Origin of the sequence: Pontibacter sp. HSC-14F20 (assembly GCF_019599265.1) — a bacterium.
Lineage (GTDB): Bacteria > Bacteroidota > Bacteroidia > Cytophagales > Hymenobacteraceae > Pontibacter.
The window spans coordinates 44,846-65,658 of the sequence record NZ_JAHZTC010000021.1 but is presented as its reverse complement, the minus strand read 5'-3'; the positions used below and the strand labels follow the sequence as shown (position 1 = coordinate 65,658).

Here is a 20,813-nt window from a genome sequence, read left to right as displayed (position 1 = left end):
CAAACTCTAAAGCGTTCCCATCGTCGGTTCAAAATTTTTGTTGCTTTCCCAGGTTTTGAAATTGGTGATCTCTTTCTGAAAAGAATCAATGAACCAGGCCATCAGGCTGATATCGTCCAGGAAGCCGATCACAGGTATAAAGTCGGGTATCACGTCGAGGGGCGTGACGAGGTATAGCAGTACCGCCACACCGGCTAGCAGCGACTTGTTCGACACCTCACGATACGAGCCATTGATGTAAGCTTTCACCATACGTATGAATGTTTGCATCACTTCCTTTACTTGCGCAAAACCACTCTTGTCACTCTCCACATCTACCAGTTTGCCATAAGCCGTGGTGAGGAGCATTCCCAGTTTCACCGGTTTGGAAACCAGCACACCGGCTTTACCTAGTAAACCCCTGAAAATAGATTGCTGCGAAAGTTTTAGTCCTTTATTTATAAGATCCTGAATCATTTTTTTGTCTTTTTATTTGGCCCTTATACGGCGTGAACCTCCAAATTGGTGTAAACTGTAGCAACAGGTAATATAATGCCCCTTTTCGAAGAAAAAATATTCTTGCCTACTTGTTTGCCTGTCTTGTTTTTTCTCCTTTAAATTGGTGTACTTTTAGCATCAAATTATCCCATACCCATACAGGCATGTCGCATCTAATATGAAAGCGCCACTCATCGTGCTGGTGTCGTTGCTGGTAGCTTCGGCCGCAGTTTATTTCGGTTCCTTTCTGCTTCCTGATTCCTACGAGGTCAGACGCTCCATTGTGGTCAACGCGAAGCCGGAAAAGGTGTTTCCATACCTGAACAACCCTACTAAATGGGAAGAGTGGAACGCTTGGAACAAAACTTACGACCCCACCATGATTCGTCTTTACGGTGGTCCGCTCACCGGAAAAGGAGCGTACCAGGAGTGGAATGGCGACAAAGTTGGTATGGTAAAAGTACACTTTACGGACAGCACTCCGCCAACCGAACTGTACTACAAGCAGTTGACAAAAGGGGAGGAGTTCGAGACGATCGGTATTTTCAGCCTTGAGCCGTTGGAAGATGGAACGCGTGTGGTGTGGCAGCAGCGCACAAGAGTAGCCGATGATATATATAACAGGTATAGGGGCTTCTTCAAAAAACTGAAAACGGAACAGGAAACCGAGCAAAGTCTCGTTTCTCTCAAAACTTTGCTCGAGCCCGTATCAAAAGCAGAAAGTAAGTTACGATTAGCCAACAAAAAGGCCACAGCTAGGTATAGCAGCGGCCTATTGCCTGTATTATAGGTATAGCTAGAGCAGTTCGTTTGCCAGGTTTGCCAATTCAGAGCGTTCCCCTTTTAGCAGTGTGATGTGCGCATACAGCGGGTGATTACGTGCCCGGTCGATCAGGTATGAGAGGCCATTACTCTGCGAGTCCAGGTAGGGCGTATCGATCTGATAAATATCACCTGTAAAAACGATCTTGGTGTTTTCACCAGCCCGTGAAATGATCGTTTTCACTTCATGTGGGGTCAGGTTTTGCGCCTCGTCTACTATAAAGTAAATGTTCGAAAGGCTACGTCCCCGTATGTAAGCCAGCGGTGTGATCACCAGTTTTTCCAGTTCTACCAATTCCCTGATCTTCTGATATTCCTTACTGTTCTCGGCATACTGGTTCTGGATATACTTTAGGTTATCCCACAGTGGCTCCATGTAAGGGTTTAGCTTCGATTTTATATCGCCGGGCAGGTAGCCGATGTCTTTGTTGCTGAGCGGCACGATAGGCCGCGCCAGGTAGATCTGCTTATAGTCGCGGCGTTGTTCCAGCGCACTCGCCAGGGCCAGCAGCGTCTTGCCGGTACCGGCCACACCCTGTATACTCACCAGTTTGATGCGCGGATTTAACAAGGCATGCATGGCGAAAGTCTGCTCGGCATTCCGTGGCTTCACGCCGTAAGCCATCTGCTTATCTACCCGCTCAAACTGGTCCTCAGCCGGATTGTAATAGGAGAGGATGGAGTTCTTAAAGCTTTTGAGCACATAAAAGTGATTGTCAGGCGGCGTTTCTTTTATCACTTTGCCGCTTTCAAAGTTGCCTTTTTCATACAGCTCGTTGATCACGCCCGCGTCAATTTCTTCGAGGGTATCGCTTCCTGTATACAAGCCCGCTACATCCTGAATCTTACCGGTTTCGTAGTCTTCCGCGATCAGGTTGAGTGCACGGGCTTTCAGGCGTAGGTTAATGTCTTTGGTTACCAGCACCACCTTGCTCTTCGGGTAGTCCTGCTGCATGTGCAGGGCCGAGTTCAGGATGTGATGGTCGTTTTTGTCGCCAAAGATCTTAGTAGCATCCAGCTTGGCACTGCCGTTCATCATCACCTTAAACTTGCCTTTGGTCTTGCCATTGAGCGGAATCCACTCCTGTAGCATGTGCTCCGCAGAAAGTTTGTCGATGAACCGGATAAACTCGCGGGCCTCAAAATTCTTGATATCGTTGCCTTTCTTGAAGTTATCAAGTTCCTCGAGCACCGTAATAGGTATAGCCACATCATGCTCCTGAAAGTTCTGCACCGCGCTATGGTCGTAGAGGATAACCGAGGTGTCGAGCACAAATATTTTTTTGCTTTTGGCATCGGGTGACCTGTCGTTTGCAGGTGTTTTTAACTTACTGGTTGTCGGATAGATTTTTTCAGTTTTGTCCTGGATTGTCTTCGTCTGTTTGGGCATAAGGGTAGGGCTAAAGTGGGTAGACTTCTCCTTTTTACGCAAATACATAGCGCTTAGTCTATCCCTCTAAGAGTCAAATTCATGAGCCGCACAGGCGCTGTTATAGAATGGAAGAATTTTTAAAAAATAGTAGATTGATTCAGAATTGGTTACAGATTAAACAGGTATAACTAAATAGTTAGTTGTTACAAAAAAATAAGTATATTTGTCGACGTGCAGGTTATGGATTGTTTAATGCATAAGGTATAACCTGAAAAAAACGGATTGGGCGTATGAAAACCTTTTATACCTTCTTTTTGCTGCTGCTGCTAGCCATACCACTGACCTTGCAGGCACAGGCGAAACCTAAAAACGGAATATGGCCCTTCAAGATCAACCGTTTTGATAAGGAAGGTCGTCACCATGGGCGCTGGAAGCTATACCTGCCAGATAATACCACGCTGTTGCGCAATGGCCGGTTCAAGCACGGGCAGGAGCGGGGCAAGTGGCGCTATTACTACCCTGATGGCAGTCTCCGGAAAATCGAGTACCACAAGCCCAATTCCACAGAGTTCCTAGTCAAGCTATTCCACGACAACGGCGAACTGGAGAAACAAGGTATGGCCAGAACAGTCGAGACGGAGCGCGTGATCCATTACTACTGGTTCGGCACCTGGCAGGTATACAACCGAGCCGGCCAACTCACCCATACTGAGTACTATGAAAAGGGGAATGAGGTAAAGCTGAATTTAACTCGGAATTTTAAGGAGTAGGGTGTTAACTGGATCAGGATTTTTAAGTTTAGAGGATTAACAGGATTTTGGTGCACGATTGGAGAAGAATTATCTCTCCTAACCCCAAAGCAGGAAGGGGAATTCTGTTGTCTTCATTCTTCAGGTATCGCGTTGTATCTGCCGCTTCACATGCACAATTAACATCTACCTGCCCCCTTCAAAGGGCAGGGCCGTTAGGTTCTAAAATTCGTAAGCTATTGTATTTAGCATTATGATTTAGGGCGATGGAAGTAGCGAGATTTGATTAGTTTTCTGCGGGAGGTGGCCGATCCGCGGCGGCAGGCGGGGCTGCGTCACGCGCTGGCCGAGACCCTGTGCATGGTGGTGATGGGCATGATGAGCGGCTGCTGCGCCTACCGCGAGCTGGGGCGCTTTGTGCACCACAACCGCCAGGAGCTGGTGGCCTTCCTGGGCCTGGCCAAGGCGCGGGTGCCCAGCTACGTGCCCCTGCGCGACATCCTGCAGCGGCTGGACTTTGAGGCCCTGAGCCGCGCCTTCTCCCGGTGGAGCGGGCAGTACGTGGACTGGTCGGGCCGGTGGCTGAGCGTGGAGGGCAAGAGCCTGCGCTCGACGGTGAGCAGTCCAGCTACTACATCAGCAGCCAGTGACCCGGCTGCACTGGCAGAAGGACGTCACGTTCGGGGAGGACAAGTGCCGCATCCGCAAGGGGCCGAGAACCGCTCCCTGCTGCTCAACGTGGCTATCAACCTGATGCGCAGCTGCGGCTTTGGGTCCTTGAAGGAGGCAACCATTGCCCTGGCTAATAAAATTGGCAAAATGAACCAGATAACTAGAACGTAACAGCCCTGCCTTCAAAGGGGAGTTTTAGCCGCTACCAGTTGTTAGGTATAGCTTCGTAGTAAACTACCCCTGAAAGGTTTAGAAAGACTAACTTTCGCCGAAACTACGAAGCTATAGCAATAGCCCGGTGCACCATTACGACAATCCACTGTTTGAGCGGCCAGCGAGTGGGGGTAGGGGCCACTACTGTTCGAAACCTTGTCAAGTTCGTATTATGTAACGGGCATACATGAAAGGAGGCTGATATGAAGGCGAAGGACTTATTGGCATTTATCCCTGAAGCGGATCTTTCGCAGCTGGCAGCCCAGACCCGGGTGGACCACCAGGTCAAGAAGCTCAGCGGGCGGGTGATGTTCCAGCTGCTGCTGCTCTCGCTGCTGGAAGGAGGCCGGGCGAGCCTTCGGGTGATGGAGGAGCTCTACTGCTCTATGCAGTTCCGGACCCTGGCTGAGCTGGGGCAAGGGCAGACCACACGCCACAATTCCATCCGCGACCGGATCGTGACCATGCGGCCCGACTTCTTTCGGGCCATCTTCGAGCTGCTCTTCAAGCGCTTCAACCGCCTGCTGGGCCAAGAGGGGGCGCTGGTGCGCTACGACTCCACCCTGATCGCCGTCTCGGCCCGGCTGGTGGCCTGGAGCATGCGCACACGCTCGGGCAGCAAGGACAGTTGCCAGCTCAAGTGCACGTTGGCCATGAAAGGCAGCCTGCCCTGCCAGGTGCGCGTGTTCACCAACCGCCAGGCCCTGAGCGAGGACTGCGCCCTGCCCGAGACGATCCTCTCCAGTGAGATCTCCCGCTCGGGCATCGTCGTCTTCGAGCGGGGCGTGCAGTCGCGCAAAGCGCTCAAGGAGCTCGACGAGCGGGGCCGCCTCTTTGTCACGCGCTGCAAGGTGGGCTCCCACTGCCTGGAGCAGGAGCGGCTGGCCGTGGGGCAGCGGCCCGAGGGGACGACCCTCACCGTGCTGAGCGATGCCTGGGTGAGCTTCCGGGAAAAGCCCGGAAGCTACCTCGAAAAGCCCCTGCGCCTGGTCAAGGCCACCCTGGAATCGGGGGAGCAGATCTGCTTTGTCACCAACATCGCCTGGCTGGATGCCTACCAGGTAGCGGCTATCTACAAGGAGCGCTGGCAGATCGAGGTGCTCATCAAGTTCTTAAAACAGCACCTGCAGCTCGAGCACCTGGTCACCCGCAACGAGAACGGCATTCAGGTCATGCTCTACATGACCCTGATCGTGGCCCTGCTGCTCATCGTCTACCGCAAGCTCAACAAGCTCGACAGCGACCGTCGCGCCAAACTGCGCTTTGCACAGGAGCTGGACGTGGAGGTGGTGAGGCAAATCGTGCTGCTCTGCGGGGGAGACCCCGCTAAAATGGAGAAATTCGTCACCTGAACACGTTTCGAACAGTAGTGGGTAGGGGCCCTCGATTTGGAGGCTCTTGACCTTTTTGCTTACTTTTTGTGTCAAGACAAAAAGTGAGTGCCCGCCGCACAGGCGAAGCTATAAAATAATACGCTTTGCTCTACCTGCAAAAGGTAAAAGCTAAAAAGCTATACCTGGGGCGGAGTTCCCTCTACCAGACACGAGCGAGGACGCTCGCACCATATAATATGATTAACTCAAAGTATAATACTCCTCCTTTTCCTTATCATGCAGCCGCACATACCCATGAATCACCAGCTTCACCAGCATCCGGTAAGCTCTTCTTTCAGAAAGATTGGCAATCTTCATATACTGCCGGAGCGTGACACGGCGGTTGAGCGCCAGATAATCTAACACGGCAAGTTCGTGGCGGTCAAGGGGGATGCGCTCAAAAGTGGGTTCATCTGTCTCCATGGACTTCTCTACCATCTTACTGGTCTGCACACTGGTATCCTTTACCCGCACATAGCCTCTCCAGTCATCTTCCTTCACTTTTGCAAAATGTGGCTTGGTGCTGCTTTCAGGTACCGTCACTTTCAGGATAGTGCGGCCGTCCAGTTCTACTTCTTCATAACTGAGCAACAGTGGAGGATCACAGTAAAATCCAGCGGCCAGTTCCAGGGTGTGCTTTTCTTCCTCCGGGTCTACGCCGACTACCTTGCCATCGTCTTTCACACCGATCAGGATCATTCCTCCGCGCGTGTTGGCAAAGGAAACCAGTGTGCGGGCTATTTTATCAGGCTGGGTGACGCGTTGCTTGAAATCTACCTGATCATTTTCGCCCTGCCAGATCAGGCGCTGTAAATCGTCCATAGTCAGAAGGCTGTAGGTATAGCGGCTATACCTTGTTATAAGAAACTAATCGTTGAAATCCAGGTTTTGAAAAGCCAGCCGAAAACTTTGCCGGTAAAGCATAAAAAAAGCGAGCCTGTCGGGGCTCGCTCTGTTTATACGCAATATGCTATTAGAAAGGCAGATCGTTGTCTGCGTCGCTGCTGTAGAAAGAAGGAGCCGCTGATTCCTGCGCAGGAGCACCAGCCGGAGTGCCAAAACCACCAGTAGCGGCAGCACCCTCGATACGCCATGCCTGCAGATTGGTGAAGTACATGGTCTGTCCGTTCTTTGTGAACGGTTTGCCTGTCAGGTTAAACGTAACTTTTACTTCGTCACCCTGCTTGTAGTTGTCGATCAGGTTACACTTGTCTTGCGTCAGTTGGAACTTGCAGTATTGCGTGAACGAACCATCCGGAATCTCAAGCACAAACTCACGCTTTCTGAATTTTTCACTTACCTGCTGTTCCTCAAACACTTCGTACAGCTTTCCTTGAATATCAAACGACATAAAATAAACTTTATAATGAATAGATTGATCTAAGGACAAATATACAAAATCTTTGGTTTCGGGGGGACCGAAAAATGCCAGCTTTTTTAATTTTTTACCCTATTGACACCCTTTTAAAACAGGCAGGCTGCAACAGGCGTAGGAGCTAACTAAAACGCACCTGTTAATCATGCAAAACCTAGCCATTGCCATACACGGAGGGGCCGGCACCATCACACCCGCCTCCATGACGCCGGAATTAGAGAAAGCCTACAAACGAGCCTTGTCACATGCTATTAGCGAGAGCTTCAGCGTCCTTGAGAAGGGAGGCACTGCCCTCGATGCCGTAGAGCTGGCAGTCGTGTTGCTGGAAGATTCACCTCTTTTTAATGCAGGCCGCGGCTCGGTATTTACAAAAGAAGGCAAGCACGAAATGGATGCGGCCATTATGTGTGGTAAAACACTGGAAGCCGGCGCTGTGGCAGGTATACGCAGTATCCGCAATCCCGTCCGTCTCACAAGAGCCATTCTGGAACACTCGGATCACGTGTTTCTGAGCGGTTATGGAGCAGAGGAGTTTGCCCGCAAGTACAATATCGCTTTTGAATCCGAAGAGTATTTTTATGATCAGCACCGCTACAAGCAGTGGCGTGATGTGCGCGATACAGACATTTTTATACTCGACCATACCGAGGAAAGAAAATTCGGAACAGTAGGCGCCGTAGCCCGCGATTCGAATGGGGACCTGGCGGCAGCGACCTCCACAGGCGGCATGACCAACAAAAACTACAACCGAATAGGCGACAGCCCTTTGATCGGCTCCGGGACTTATGCTAACAACAAGACCTGCGCCATTTCCTGCACCGGACATGGCGAGTATTTTATAAGGGCCGTGGTGGCCTATGATATTTCCTGCCTGATGGAGTACAAAGGCTATACCTTGCAGGAGGCCTGCGATGAAGTGGTGATGAACAAACTTGTCAAATTTGGCGGCGAAGGTGGTTTGATCGCTGTAGACGGAAAAGGGGAACTAGCCCTGCCTTTTAACTCTGAGGGCATGTACAGGGGCTATCGCAGCAGCGGCAAAGTGGGTAGAGTAGCGATCTACAAAGACTAGCTTCTCGACTCAGATGCCAGTTCATTTTTCTCCACGTCCTTCATGTCTTTGTAAAAGGCGCGCGAGTTGATGTTGAACACGTTTCCCTTGGCCAGCACGTGCATCATCATACCTGCAATGGATACCGGGCGTCCGGCTTCAATTTCATTGATGTTCGTATACTCCACGCCGTGCCCGTCCACGACCACTACAAGGTTGGAGCCAATTGTCTCAATCATGTGCCCGTCTGTAATCAGCACGCCGGTGTCTTCGCCCAGGCCTATACCTACTGTTTTGGGATGTGTCACCACGGCTTCCATCAGGCGCCCGAATCGTCCCCGGATCACGAAGTGCGAGTCGATAATAACCCCACTGATAAGTCCGAAGCCATGTCCCATCTTAACAGAGCCCCGCAGCAGCGATTCCGTAGAACTGCCTCCCTTGATCATGATCTCTGACATCGCCATAGCTCCTGCACTGGTTCCGGCTACGACAAAGTTCTCGTTCCAGTATCTGTCCTTTATGATCTGTAAAAATTCAGTGCCACCAAAAATGCGGGTGAGTCGTGACTGGTCGCCACCGCTGAACATGACGCCATTGGCGTTGCGGATGCGCTCCAGGTATGCAGGTTGCAGGGCATCTTCTTCTTCCCGGATGTGCATCATATTCACATGCTCACACCCCAGAATTCCGAATGCACTTTCGTAGCGTTCGCCCACCTCCTCAGGTATAAGTGAAGCCGTCGTGATGACCTCAATAGTAGGGCTTGACACTGGGATTTCGTTCAGGAAGCGTTTGAGTATGCCCAACTCAAAGAAATCTAAGTAGTATTTCTTTTTGTGTTTTGGGTTCGGGTATGAGCCTTTATCTTCATTTCCGCCAATGGCTATCAGCTTTCCTTTTGGTCTATCCACGGGTGCTTCTTTTAATGCTGGTTGTATGCTTACTCTATAGGTATGATGATATAAGATAGCATCACCCTCCCTAAGATTACCTATATTTTTTAAAATCGTTACGGGAAGTGCCTCCTAATTGTGTTTTCGAGCCTCTTTTATTTGTTTCTGCAAATTGCACTAAAGAAAATACACCAGTTGCAAGCAATACAAATATCTTAAATATTATATATGTGCCTTATATTATATCTTACTATATATACTTTATCTAATAAAAGTTATATTTTTAAACCTCTGCAAATTGCGGCCGTATAGTAAACTCACAAGCTTAAGCTTATAATTATTTACGACGCTAAACCTTTCCAAGCTATGAAACTAAACAACCTGAATGACTTATTCATCCATGAACTTAAGGATATCTACAACGCTGAACAGCAGATCACCAAAGCACTTCCAAAAATGATGAAAGAGGCTTCGTCCTCCCAGTTACAGAAGGCCTTTGAGATGCACCTCAGCCAAACAGAGATACAAATAGAGCGACTGGATCAAGTCTTCGAAATTCTGGGCATGAAAGCCTCCGGCGAGAAGTGTAAGGCGATGGAAGGAATCATCAAGGAGGCGCAGGACATGATGTCTGAAAACGCTGACTCTGATGTGATGGACGCTGCCCTGATCGCTTCGGCACAGCGTGTGGAGCATTACGAAATAGCTGGTTACGGCACTCTCTGTACCTACGCCAAGCAGCTGGGTCACAAAGAAATCCTGAACCTGCTGCACACCACGCTGGAAGAAGAAAAAGCCACAGACCTTAAACTGACTGATCTGGCTGAAAGCAAGATCAATGTTAAAGCAGAACACAAAGGAGCAAAGTAAGCTCTCACACAGCATAACGAAAAAAATCTGTTCTTTCCCCATGCCAACCAAGCTGGTCAGAAAGAGACAGATTTTTTTGTTTATACCTATGCCAAAGAAAAAGCCCCGCATTGCTGCAGGGCTTTTTTGTGCTCGGATGGTTATACCTATTTCAGCATGGCATCCAGCGTGTTAGTGGATACGGCGTGGTAGTTAGGCTTCGCCCGCACATAAATTTCCTGTGCTTTTTTCTTACCCTCCGGCGTTGCGGCCAGAGCTTTGTAGATCGGCACCAGGAATTTGCGGCGTCCTACATTGGTCAGGAAGTTGTCGAGTGCCTGGTCTGCAGCCGCGTAGTTGTTCCGGATAGTATGGATAAACCAGGCGGCCAGCACCTCGGAATTGCCCGAATTGGTGAACCCAAAGGCTTTGTCAAGGTCTGTCATTTGCTGCTGACTCATTTGCTCTGGCAGCATGCGGATGAAGTGCAGCCATTCGTGGCTCGACCAGTCTTTGGTCTGAAGCTGGCTGGCTGGTTTGCCGCCCTGCCAGGCTTTGAACGATTCTTCTACCTGTGCAAAGCGCTTTGAGGTTGGTTTAGCATGATCTTCCGGAAGACCTGACGTATACACCCAGCCTTCAATGTTGATCTGCTCAGCCATTTTATCATCTCCCTGAATCAGTTCTTTGCGCAGGAAAACGAGAAAAAGGTCGGTGTTTGTGCTTTGGAAGGCAAAAGTCTGGAAATACTTGTTCAGGAACTGATCAAAGCGTTCCCGGCCTACAGCTCGTTCTATGTTCTGCAAAAAGAAATTACCTTTTTCGTACGCTATATCAGTCAGTCCTTCGTCCGGGTCGCGACCTTCCAGATCCAGTTTCAGGCGGGTGTCATCGCTGTTCGGCCCAAGGTCTTCTAATGTATGCTGCAAATCCTGGTAACCCAGCACGTTCAACATATCAGCATAGTCTTTTCCGTAGATTTCTTCCATGATGCGGCGCTCAAAGTATACTGTAAAGCCTTCGTTCAGCCAGAAATCACCCCAGGTGCCGTTGGTAACCAGGTTGCCGCTCCAGCTGTGTGCCAGTTCGTGTGCGATGAGGCTGGTGAGCGAGCGGTCTTTGGCCAACACGGTAGGCGTTACGAAAGTCAGGCGTGGGTTTTCCATACCACCGAAGGGGAAAGAAGGAGGCAGCACCAGCAGATCGTAGCGATCCCAGCGGTACTTGCCATATAACTTTTCAGCGGCTACCAGCATCTTGTCCATCTCGGCAAACTCGTACACGGCGGCATCAATGGTGGCCGGCTCGGCATAAATGCCCGTCTGCTGCCCAATCGGTTTGAATACCATGTCACCTACAGAAAGGGCCATCAGATAAGAAGGTATAGCCTGGCGCATTTCAAAGGTATAGCTGCCTGTATTGTTTTTATGCTGCGGATTATCTGCGCTCATCACAGCCATCAGCTCTTTTGGAACCTGCACATTGGCGCTGTAAGTGATGCGTATACCTGGGCTGTCCTGAATCGGAATCCAGGTGCGGGCCAGGATCGCTTGCGACTGCGTGAACAGGAACGGGTGTTTCTTGCCGGCCGTCTGCTGCGGGTTGAGCCACTGCAGCGCATCGGCGTTGGTGGTGGTGCGGTATTGTATAGTCACGTAGTCCGTTTCTGGCTGAATCGCAATGATCAGCGGTTGGCCCAGGAACTCCTTTTTATCACCTAGTTTAAAGGTGGTTGGTGTCTGATCTTTGCCCAGGTATACCTGCTCAATCTCAAGCCCTCGCGTATCGAAAACAATCTCGTTTCCTTTGGCCAGGTTTTCGATCTGGTAAGAGGCTTTGCCGGTGATCACTTTCTGCTCGAAGTTCACGGCAATATCCAGGTCCAGGTGGCGTGCCACGGCCTCGGCAGGTCGGGCAAAACTGTGTACGTCGGCTGGCGTCTCGGCCCTGCCTTGCTGTTCTGCTGTCATAGTTTCATCAGTGGTGGTTGTTTGGGTAGAGCAGGCACCCAGCTGCAGACTACCGGCCAAACCCAATCCAAGTAAAAATTTACGGTATGGAGTCATTGTATACTTTAGTTATGGTGGTGTAAGATACATTTTTTGTGATGAACTGTAAAGTACCGGCACCGGAATGCATCGGCAAACGCTGCAGGTACGTACTATGTTATAGAGGTATACGCTGGGGTTTATTAGCGAACTGCTGCTTTCGGGCAAGCCCTATACTTGCGCGATAGGTACGCTGCTTTGGCGTATACAGAACATTTTACGCCTGTTTAAAGTACATAAGTCAAAATCAAAGCGAAAAGGCACCGGCAGCAGAAAATAGTACAATTTTAAGCATTACATAATCTTAGCGTCCCATCAACCTTTCGCAAGAAGCCATAAAACCAATAACCATGAATCCTTTCATCCTACAGAAATTAAAACCAACTGGGCTGGTGATACTCTGCCTGCTTGCCTTTGCCTCCTGCAACAAAAGCGGAGACAAAAAAGAAGAAGGCGGCGGTGTAAAAGAAATGCTGGGCCTTAATACTGTGGCTGCCACTGAAACCGACAGCCTATACATTAAAGACTATATTGGGCAGCATAAGGAATTTAAAGAGCACAAAGACCTGATCTACCAGTTTTACGGTGATCGGGAATACCGCTTAGGCTGGTTCAAGGGATCAGATCTGGTGCCGGAGTCAGAGAAACTGCTGACCACCCTCGACAATGCCGCGCAGGAAGGCCTGGACCCCAAGGAGTACAAAGTTGTCGCGATTGACGAACTGATCAGCCAATATAACGAATTAGGCAGAAAAGACTCCGCCAGACTGGAACTGCAACAGCAGATCGATATTGCTCTGACCGCCACATACTTTAATTATGCCTCTGATTTTTATAAGGGCCGTATTAACCCAAGCGATGTGAAACAGGTGCAGTGGGGCGTTCGCAACAATAAAATAAAACTTCACAAAGCGCTCCAGACCATTCTGAAGGAACGTGAAAGTACTTATCCGTACTACGAGTTTGAGGCGCTTCACAAAGGCTACGCTGACCTCCGCGATGCCCTGCAACAATACCGCGAACTGGAAGAAAAAGGGGGCTGGGCCAAAGTGGAGCTGGGTAACGAAAAGATGCTGACGAAAGGAGATACAGCCGCTGCTGTGGTGTCGCTTCGTAAACGCCTTAACCCTGATGCACAGATCAATGCCAACGATCCGGCTATGCGCAAATACGATGACAAACTGGAAGCACAGGTAAAAAACTTTCAGGAGCTGCACGGCATCGTGCCTGATGGAAAAGTGGGCGGCAATACTCTGCGCACGATGAATGTGCCGGTGGAAGATCGCATCCAGCAGATCATGATGAACATGGAGCGCTGGCGCTGGATTCCAAAACGCCTTGTACCTAAGAGTCTGGACCAGAAGTACATTTGGGTGAACATACCGGAGTATAAACTCTATGTGTACGAAGACCCGAGCAATAGTCCGGAGGCAGAGCGCGCTTACAAGAAAACCATGGAGATGAATGTGATCGTGGGCAAAACCATGCACTCTACACCTATCTTCAGCGATAAAATGGAATATGTGGTGCTGGCTCCGTTCTGGAACGTGCCGAACAGCATCGTAGAGAAGGAGATAGGGCCAGCTATGATACGCAACCCGGGCTACCTGAATGCGCAGAACATGGAAGTGGTAACAAAAGAACGCGAACCGAAGCAGATTGACCCGTCTTCCATCGACTGGTCATCTGTTACAGAAAAAGACTTCCCTTACATGGTTCGTCAGCGTCCGGGCCCCAAAAACTCGCTCGGTACTATGAAATTCCTTTTTCCAAACGAGCACGCCGTATACCTGCACGACACACCTTCCGGTTCGTTGTTCAGTCAGACCCAGCGCGGTTTTAGTCATGGCTGTGTCAGGCTGGAGCGCCCTATGGACTTAGCGCAATATGTGCTGAAAGACATGCCCGAGTGGAACGAAAGCCGCATCCGGGAAACCATCAACGGGGGAGAAGAGAAGTGGATCACCCTTCCTAAAAAGGTGCAGGTATACCTGGTATACTTCACCAGTTGGGTGGACGAGGATGGAAACGTTCACTTCCGTGATGACATTTATGGCCACGACAAAAGGCTGGAGCAGGAGCTTTTCAGCTAATCCGGAAGTATGAGGATTAAAAATTAATGTTGAGCCATGAAAAAAATTGGAATATCAGGTTTGCTGTCCGGGCTCCTGCTTTTTGCCTCATGCAGCGGAGAGCAGGGCACAGTTGACAAACCGGAGACTATAACAGTAGAAGCCCTGACACTACAGACAGGAGAGCAGGATACCACGCTGCAGGAGGTGGCAGAAATAGATATTCGGGCAACCGGGGGCGAGGCACTGGAAAGCATGACCTTTGACCAGGACACGATCGAGGTAAAGGCCGGTACGCTCGTAAAACTGACATTTACCAACGAGGGCAAAGATCCTAAGATGATTTATAACATCGTGTTTACGAAAGAAGGCTACTCGGCACAGGTCGCTCAAAATGGCAGCAAAGCCGGAGCATCCGGTAATTACCTGCCCGACAGCTCACTGCTATTGGCAGCATCGCCGCTCGCATTGCCCGGCCAAACGGTAAAGATGGAGTTTGCAGTGCCCGACACATCCGGTGTATTTGAATACGTAAACACCTACCCAAGCGAAACCCCACTGATGAAAGGTAAGCTGATTATCAAGGAGTAAGCACTGATTCAGGTATAGCATTCAGGAAAGCCGCTGCCCACAGGCAGGGGCTTTCTTTTTGAGCTTTAAACACTTACAGGTAAAGCCTTAGAACGAATTGCAAAAAAACCATGTTAGAAAGCATACGATTTAACAGGCGAAATGCATACTTTTGTAGCATCCTGATAACTTATGAAATTCACCAACCCTGACTGTCTGAACTGTTCGAGCCGAGCGAGTTCCCTGCTGAGCTGCTGCAGAGCATCTGAGTTGTCGCACCTTTCTGAAACTAAATCGTGTTTCGCTTATAAGAAAGGGCAGCTGATTTTTCATGAAGGGGGCAAGCCATCCGGACTTTATTGCATCAACACCGGCAAGATAAAAATTGCCAAGCTCGGCAGCGACGGCAAAGAACAGATCGTGCGCCTGGCCAAACCGGGCGATCTGATCGGCTACCGTGCCCTGATGGCTGATTCAAGTTATTCTGCCTCGGCAGTTGCCCTCGAAGATGCCGTGATCTGTTTTATACCTCGTTCGCAGTTCTTGGAGCTGATCAGTCAGAATGTGGAATTTGCAGGCGGTTTGATGAAACTGATCTCCAATGCGTTGGGTGAGGCAGAAGAACGCATGGTGCAGATGGCCTACAAGCCGGTGCGCGAGCGGCTGGCAGAAGCCCTGCTGCTGCTTCAGAAAACTTACCAGGAGCGCGGAGAAGGCGATCAGTTCACCATTTCCATTTCCCGTGAAGACCTGGCCTCTATTGTCGGTACGGCCAAGGAAACCACTATCCGACTGCTTTCTGAGTTCAAAGAAGAAGGACTCATCACTGCCAAAGGCAGCTCCATTACCATTCTGGACCACGAAAAGCTGTACAAGATCAGCCACATGTACGACTAGGCAGTTTGCTGCCAGGTATAAGGTATAGGCAATAAAAAACGGCAGCCGTAGGACGCCTGCCGTTATTGAAGCTCAGTCTCTCCTCTAAGCTTAAAATCACCTTATACTAAACACTAAACTTTAATCACTAAACTTTATCTTCAAAGGCTCGAAGCCCTGCTGCGCCTGCCAATATTATCTTGTTTGATGTTACAAAGGTCGGGCTGACGGCCGGAGAATACACTGAGCTTTATCAGTTCAGAAAGTGACATGCATCATCTTTTAGGCTTTGCCATCCAATTACCTTTGTGTCAGACATTAATAAAGGATAATTGTGATGGAAGCCGCACTCCAAACCAATATTCAGAACTGCTACCACTGCGGGGATTCCTGTGGTGACGAGCCCATTGTAGCGCATGAAAAAGCTTTCTGCTGCGATGGGTGTAAAGCCGTTTATGAACTTCTCGAAGAAAATAACCTCTGTACTTACTATAACCTGGAAGAAAGCCCGGGCCTGACCGGTACAAAACCTGTTTCAGAAGCCCGCTTTGCCTATCTGGACGATCCGGGAGTAGAGGCCCAACTGATCAATTTCCGTAGCGATAAAATCTGCAAACTGACGTTTTACATACCTCAGATGCACTGCAGCTCCTGTATCTGGCTGCTGGAGAACCTGTTTAAGCTGAACCCAGGTATAGCCGAAACAACAGTCAACTTCATGCGTAAGGAAGTGGCCTTTACATACCTTCACGAAAAGACCTCTTTACGTGAAGTAGTAGAGTTGCTGACCCGCATCGGGTATGAACCAGCCATTACACTCGCTGATACAGACGGCAAGAAAACCACCAAAAAGAGCCGTGCCCTCATCTACAAATTAGGTATAGCCGGTTTTGCTTTCGGCAACGTGATGCTGCTGGCCTTCCCTGATTACCTGGATTTTACACAAGGTCTGCATAATAACTTTGGCTCCTTCTTCGGGTACCTGAGCATCATTCTGTCTATACCTGTGTTCTTTTACAGCGCCCGTGGATTCTTCACTTCGGCCTGGGAAGGTATCAGGCAGCAGATGGTCAACATCGACCTGCCGATCTCCACCGGTCTGTTGGCGCTCTTTTTTGTTTCCCTTTTTGATATCCTGAGCGGCCGCGGACCCGGCTACCTGGATTCGTTCACGGGTCTGGTGTTCTTCATGTTGATCGGTAAATACTTTCAGCAGCGCACTTACGACACGCTCGCGTTTGACCGCGATTATACCTCTTATTTCCCAGTATCGATTACGGTGCTGAAAGAGGGCGGCGAGGAATCGTCTACAGCTGTACGAAACCTTCAGGTAGGAGACCGTATCCGGATTAGAAACCAGGAACTTATACCTGCCGATGCCATCCTGCTGCACGGACGCGCCATGATCGACTATAGTTTTGTGTCGGGTGAGTCGGAGCCGGTAGAGAAAGTAGTAGGCGAGGTGATCTACGCCGGTGGCCGCCAGGTAGGCGAAAGTATCGAGCTGGAAGTTGTGAAAGAGGTGTCGCAAGGCTACCTGACTCAACTCTGGAACGATACTGTCTTCTCCAAAAACGAAGCACAGTACCTCCATACCTACTCCAACATTGCGGGCAAATACTTCATCATTGTCACCCTGCTGGTGGCAGCCGGAGCGCTCATTTACTGGGTGCCGCGCGATATGGACATCGCCATGAAAGCGTTTACGTCAGTACTCATCATTGCCTGTCCCTGTGCCTTGTCGCTGGCCACGCCTTTTGTGCATGGCCATACCATGCGTGTGTTCGGGCGAAACAAATTCTACCTCAAAAACACAGGCGTAGTAGAAAGGCTGGCCAAAATTGACACCGTGGTATTTGACAAAACCGGTACACTGACAGAGCCAAGCGAAGCTGAGGTAACATACACAGGTAAAGCTCTTTCACAAGCCCAATCACAAGCTATACTTTCAGTACTACGCCACTCAACGCACCCGCTCAGCCAGCGCATAAGCGAGGCGATGAAGGGCAGCACGGCTCCGGTTATAGGCTTCCAAGAGTTTACCGGCAAAGGACTGGTAGGTAAAGTAAACGGTATGCTGGTGCGTGTAGGATCAGCCACATACCTGGGTGTACCTGCTGATAAGCAAAATGACACACTCAAAACAACCGTTTATGTGTCTGTAGACGGCGTGGTGCTGGGTTACTATACCTTCTTTAATGTGTACCGCGACGGCCTGAACAAAGTGCTGGGTGATCTGAAAGACAAGAAAATTGCAGTGCTCTCTGGTGACAACAACCACGAGGCGGCAAGACTGCGGGAATTGCTGGGCAACGAAGCCGAATTGAACTTCAACCAATCGCCTGTTCAGAAACTGGAGTACATTCAGAAATTGAAAGAGCAGGGCCAACACCAGGTACTGATGGTGGGAGATGGCCTGAACGATGCAGGCGCTCTGAAGCAGAGTGATGCAGGTATAGCCCTGAGCAACAGCGTCACCAATTTCTCACCGTCCTGCGACGCTATTCTGGATGCAGACTCATTCGATAAACTGAGCACTTTTCTGAACTTCTCTAAAAAGACCATGTCGCTGATCCTGCTGACTTTCGCAGTGTCGCTGGTTTACAACGTGGTGGGCCTCACCATGGCTGTAATGGGTCTCTTTACTCCAATTGTGTCGGCCATTCTGATGCCGATCAGTACGCTCAGCGTGATGACTTTCGCAACACTCTCTGTCAGATATGCTGCTAAGAAAGCGGGACTTTAATAATTGAGTGAGTTAGTGGTTGAGCGAATGAGTGAATAATTTTCTCATGTATTAACAGTCACTCAATCACTCATTCGCTAATTCACTAATTCACTCACTCAATCACCAACACTCCTAAACCAAAAAACGCCATGTATATCATTTTCATTCTCATATCCATCAGTGTGCTAGTAGCAGCTGCTTTTCTGGCCGCTTTTCTGTGGGCCGTGCGCTCCGGGCAGTACGACGATGACTATACGCCAGCCGTTCGCATGCTTTTCGAGAACGAGGTGGGCGGCGCACCTAAAAACGACAAAATAGCCCAGAAACAGCAGTAAGTCGCTCTGATTACTGATGACAATCACCTGGAAGAGTGACATTAGTCATCTTTTCGGAGAGGCTGATTTATCAATTTTGCACATGATTAACAAGCAAACAAACAGTAATTCACAACACACCTTAACCAATGGAGGACACCGCACATGTCAACTAATGTAGGAACCGTCTTAGAGCCGAACCCGAAGCGGGTAGGCGAGGACACCGGGGGGTCAGAATCCTTCTTCTACGACAACAAGATCGTTCGCGACTTTGGTATTGCTACCGTGTTCTGGGGCGTAGCCGGTATGATTATCGGTACCCTGATCGCGTTCCAGCTTGCCAACCCCGATGTGAACATGGGTAACCAGTACACAACTTTCGGCCGTATCAGGCCACTGCACACCAATGCGGTAATTTTTGCCTTCGTGGGTAATGCCATCTTTATGGGTGTTTACTACTCGCTGCAGCGCCTCTGTAAGTCGCGCATGTACAGCGATGTACTAAGTAGACTGAATTTCTGGGGCTGGCAGCTGATTATTGTCGCCGCTGTTATCACGCTTCCACTGGGTATGACGACCTCAAAAGAGTATGCCGAGCTGGAGTGGCCAATCGATATTGCCATTACATTAATATGGGTAGTATTCGGCTGGAATATGTTCGGTACCCTTGCCAAACGTCGTGAAAAGCACATGTACGTAGCCATCTGGTTCTACATTGCCACTTTCCTGACTGTAGCGGTACTGCACATTGTTAACTCTTACGAACTGCCTGTTACCATGTGGAAAAGCTACTCTGGCTACGCCGGGGTGCAGGATGCGCTGGTGCAGTGGTGGTATGGCCACAACGCGGTTGCATTCTTCCTGACAACACCGTTCCTGGGCCTGATGTACTACTTCCTGCCAAAGGCTGCGAATCGTCCGGTATACTCATACCGACTTTCTATCATCCACTTCTGGTCACTGATCTTCATCTATATCTGGGCTGGTCCGCACCACTTGCTTTATACCTCACTGCCTGACTGGGCACAGTCACTGGGTGTTGTATTCTCCATCATGCTGCTCGCTCCGAGCTGGGGTGGTATGATCAACGGTCTGCTAACATTGCGCGGTGCCTGGGACAAGGTGCGTGAAGAGCCGGTATTGAAGTTCATGGTAGTAGCGATTACTGCTTACGGTATGGCTACTTTCGAAGGGCCGATGCTGTCGCTGAAGAACGTAAACGCCATTGCCCACTTTACTGACTGGATCGTAGCACACGTACACGTAGGTGCCCTGGGCTGGAACGGCTTCCTGACTTTTGCGATGCTGTACTGGTTGTTCCCGCGACTTTACAAAACAAAACTACACTCTAAGAAGCTTGCCAACGCGCACTTCTGGCTAGGCACACTGGGTATCCTGTTCTACGCTATACCTATGTACTGGGCTGGTTTCACCCAGGGTCTGATGTGGAAACAGTTCACTCCGGAGGGCACCCTGCAATATTCTAACTTCCTGGAGACTGTTCTTCAGATCGTTCCGATGTACTACCTGCGTGGTGTTGGCGGATTGCTATACCTGAGCGGCGTGTTCCTGATGATCTATAACCTGTACAAGACAGCGAAGTCTGGTGCTTTGGAGGCAAACGAGGCTGCAGTAGCTCCTCCTATTGTGAAAGAAGTGAGCCACAACGCAGGTCACTGGCACAGCTGGATCGAAAAACGTCCGATGCAAATGGCGATATGGGCAACCATAGCCATCCTGATTGGCGGTCTGGTAGAGTTTATACCTGCCTTCGTCATCAAGTCCAACGTACCGACCATTGCCAGCGTGAAGCCTTATACCTCACTGGAATTACAGGGACGTGACCTCTACATCAAAGAGGGTTGTGTGAACTGCCATACGCAAATGGTTCGTCCGTTCAGATCGGAAACTGAACGCTACGGCGAGTACTCCAAAGCAGGTGAGTTCGTGTATGATCACAACTTCCTGTGGGGCTCCAAGCGTACCGGTCCGGATCTGCACAGAGTGGGTGGCAAGTATCCGCACAGCTGGCACTACCACCACATGCTCGACCCGACTTCCATGTCGCCAGGCTCTATTATGCCGGCATACCCATGGCTATTTGAGCAGGATGTGGACCTGACCACAACGCAGAAGAAACTTGAAGTGCTGAAGCAACTGGGCGTGCCTTATGAGGACGAGTACATTGCCAACGCAAACGAAGAACTGATGAAGCAGGCCCGCGAGATTAGCACCGACCTGGCTAAAGAAGGTCTGGAAGTGCGTCCTGAAACCGAAATTGTGGCCGTGATCGCCTACCTGCAGCGTCTGGGTACCGACATTAAGGTGAAAGCTGAAGAAGTAGAAGAATAGTAAA

General features: G+C 49.9%; 18 protein-coding genes. 12 read left to right on the top strand and 6 right to left on the bottom strand.

The genetic code is table 11. The features are described 5' to 3' along the window. Positions 1–6 precede the first annotated feature (6 nt). Positions 7–456 carry a YkvA family protein gene (locus K3G39_RS17585; RefSeq protein WP_220627482.1) on the bottom strand — a complete coding sequence of 150 codons (450 nt, stop codon included), beginning with the start codon at positions 454–456 and terminating at the stop codon, positions 7–9. A 199-nt stretch (positions 457–655) separates the two neighbouring features. Here K3G39_RS17585 and K3G39_RS17580 point away from each other — a divergent pair, with 199 nt between their 5' ends. Then, positions 656–1,267: an SRPBCC family protein gene (locus K3G39_RS17580; RefSeq protein ID WP_220627481.1), complete on the top strand. Its 612-nt coding sequence runs from the start codon at positions 656–658 to the stop codon at positions 1,265–1,267. 6 nt (positions 1,268–1,273) lie between these two features. Here the strand turns inward: K3G39_RS17580 and K3G39_RS17575 are convergent, their stop codons facing one another. Then, a complete protein-coding gene (locus K3G39_RS17575) occupies positions 1,274–2,689 on the bottom strand; it encodes a PhoH family protein (RefSeq protein ID WP_255594458.1) in 1,416 nt (471 codons plus the stop codon). A 272-nt stretch (positions 2,690–2,961) separates the two neighbouring features. On the opposite strand from K3G39_RS17575, the gene K3G39_RS17570 reads away from it, so the two are divergent. The 3 genes from K3G39_RS17570 (at position 2,962) to K3G39_RS17560 (ending at position 5,657) form a co-directional block, all read left to right on the top strand. Further along, on the top strand, positions 2,962–3,441 hold the full coding sequence (locus tag K3G39_RS17570; protein ID WP_255594457.1) for a toxin-antitoxin system YwqK family antitoxin: 480 nt from the start codon (positions 2,962–2,964) through the stop codon (positions 3,439–3,441). A 261-nt stretch (positions 3,442–3,702) separates the two neighbouring features. Next, the gene (locus K3G39_RS17565; protein WP_220627480.1) at positions 3,703–4,263 is read left to right on the top strand and encodes a transposase family protein; all 561 of its coding nucleotides are present in this window, start codon (positions 3,703–3,705) and stop codon (positions 4,261–4,263) included. Between the two features lie 245 nt (positions 4,264–4,508). Next, positions 4,509–5,657 carry an IS4 family transposase gene (locus K3G39_RS17560; protein WP_220627479.1) on the top strand — a complete coding sequence of 383 codons (1,149 nt, stop codon included), beginning with the start codon at positions 4,509–4,511 and terminating at the stop codon, positions 5,655–5,657. 222 nt (positions 5,658–5,879) lie between these two features. Here the strand turns inward: K3G39_RS17560 and K3G39_RS17555 are convergent, their stop codons facing one another. Both K3G39_RS17555 and K3G39_RS17550 read right to left on the bottom strand, forming a co-directional pair. Then, entirely contained in the window at positions 5,880–6,500 is a 621-nt protein-coding gene (locus K3G39_RS17555) for a helix-turn-helix domain-containing protein (RefSeq protein WP_220627478.1), read from the bottom strand. A gap of 151 nt (positions 6,501–6,651) precedes the next feature. Then, on the bottom strand, positions 6,652–7,029 hold the full coding sequence (locus K3G39_RS17550) for a DUF3127 domain-containing protein (protein WP_220627477.1): 378 nt from the start codon (positions 7,027–7,029) through the stop codon (positions 6,652–6,654). A 169-nt stretch (positions 7,030–7,198) separates the two neighbouring features. On the opposite strand from K3G39_RS17550, the gene K3G39_RS17545 reads away from it, so the two are divergent. Then, on the top strand, positions 7,199–8,125 hold the full coding sequence (locus K3G39_RS17545; RefSeq protein ID WP_220627476.1) for an isoaspartyl peptidase/L-asparaginase family protein: 927 nt from the start codon (positions 7,199–7,201) through the stop codon (positions 8,123–8,125). Here the strand turns inward: K3G39_RS17545 and K3G39_RS17540 are convergent. Beyond that, positions 8,122–9,018, bottom strand: a complete 897-nt coding sequence (locus K3G39_RS17540) for a cyanophycinase (RefSeq protein WP_220627475.1) — start codon at positions 9,016–9,018, stop codon at positions 8,122–8,124. The two genes, K3G39_RS17545 and K3G39_RS17540, sit on opposite strands and share 4 nt — an antisense overlap. A 348-nt stretch (positions 9,019–9,366) precedes the next feature. On the opposite strand from K3G39_RS17540, the gene K3G39_RS17535 reads away from it, so the two are divergent. Further along, the gene (locus K3G39_RS17535; protein WP_220627474.1) at positions 9,367–9,870 is read left to right on the top strand and encodes a ferritin-like domain-containing protein; all 504 of its coding nucleotides are present in this window, start codon (positions 9,367–9,369) and stop codon (positions 9,868–9,870) included. 146 nt (positions 9,871–10,016) lie between these two features. Here the strand turns inward: K3G39_RS17535 and K3G39_RS17530 are convergent, their stop codons facing one another. Next, entirely contained in the window at positions 10,017–11,915 is a 1,899-nt protein-coding gene (locus K3G39_RS17530) for a M1 family metallopeptidase (RefSeq protein WP_255594456.1), read from the bottom strand. 332 nt (positions 11,916–12,247) lie between these two features. Here K3G39_RS17530 and K3G39_RS17525 point away from each other — a divergent pair, with 332 nt between their 5' ends. The 6 genes from K3G39_RS17525 (at position 12,248) to ccoN (ending at position 20,809) form a co-directional block, all read left to right on the top strand. Beyond that, the gene (locus K3G39_RS17525; protein WP_220627473.1) at positions 12,248–13,990 is read left to right on the top strand and encodes a murein L,D-transpeptidase; all 1,743 of its coding nucleotides are present in this window, start codon (positions 12,248–12,250) and stop codon (positions 13,988–13,990) included. Positions 13,991–14,026: 36 nt separating this feature from the next. Further along, entirely contained in the window at positions 14,027–14,560 is a 534-nt protein-coding gene (locus tag K3G39_RS17520; RefSeq protein WP_220627472.1) for a plastocyanin/azurin family copper-binding protein, read from the top strand. Positions 14,561–14,731: 171 nt separating this feature from the next. Continuing rightward, positions 14,732–15,436, top strand: coding sequence for a Crp/Fnr family transcriptional regulator (locus K3G39_RS17515; RefSeq protein WP_220627471.1), 705 nt, complete (start codon positions 14,732–14,734; stop codon positions 15,434–15,436). 316 nt (positions 15,437–15,752) lie between these two features. Further along, positions 15,753–18,161 (top strand): heavy metal translocating P-type ATPase metal-binding domain-containing protein, encoded by a 2,409-nt coding sequence (locus K3G39_RS17510; protein WP_220627470.1) that lies wholly within the window; start codon positions 15,753–15,755, stop codon positions 18,159–18,161. Positions 18,162–18,292: 131 nt separating this feature from the next. Next, positions 18,293–18,478 carry a cbb3-type cytochrome oxidase assembly protein CcoS gene (gene ccoS, locus K3G39_RS17505; RefSeq protein WP_220627469.1) on the top strand — a complete coding sequence of 62 codons (186 nt, stop codon included), beginning with the start codon at positions 18,293–18,295 and terminating at the stop codon, positions 18,476–18,478. A 144-nt stretch (positions 18,479–18,622) separates the two neighbouring features. Then, positions 18,623–20,809 carry a cytochrome-c oxidase, cbb3-type subunit I gene (gene ccoN, locus K3G39_RS17500; RefSeq protein ID WP_220627468.1) on the top strand — a complete coding sequence of 729 codons (2,187 nt, stop codon included), beginning with the start codon at positions 18,623–18,625 and terminating at the stop codon, positions 20,807–20,809. The last annotated feature ends 4 nt before the right edge of the window (positions 20,810–20,813 follow it).